We start from the raw sequence: 244 nt of genomic DNA, 5'->3' as shown, positions 1-244 counted from the left end.
CTGGTGAGGAAGAACAGGCCGGCGGAGGTCTGCGAGCCGCCCAGCTCCTTGGTCAGGAACAGCGCGAACTGCGGCGCGGCCGCGGACTGCCCAAGTCCCGCCAGGAACAGGGCGATTGTCGCGCCGCGGTACAGGGGCGAGGCCAGGACCACTGGGAGCGGGGTGGCCTCTCCCGTCTTGTCCCCCACTACCCCCCGCTGGACCACGACTCCGATGGAACCCGGCTGCTGGGGGATGACCTCAT

General features: G+C 70.1%; 1 protein-coding gene. It reads right to left on the bottom strand.

Going from position 1 to position 244, the window contains the following annotated elements:
• Nucleotides 1–244, bottom strand: a 244-nt coding sequence (locus KVT28_RS26270; protein ID WP_217551217.1) for a hypothetical protein, incomplete at both ends; no start/stop codon positions are given.

It is taken from the genome of Pantoea sp. GbtcB22 (assembly GCF_019091025.1).
GTDB lineage: Bacteria > Pseudomonadota > Gammaproteobacteria > Enterobacterales > Enterobacteriaceae > Pantoea > Pantoea leporis.
This window is presented reverse-complemented; position numbering and strand designations above follow the sequence as displayed.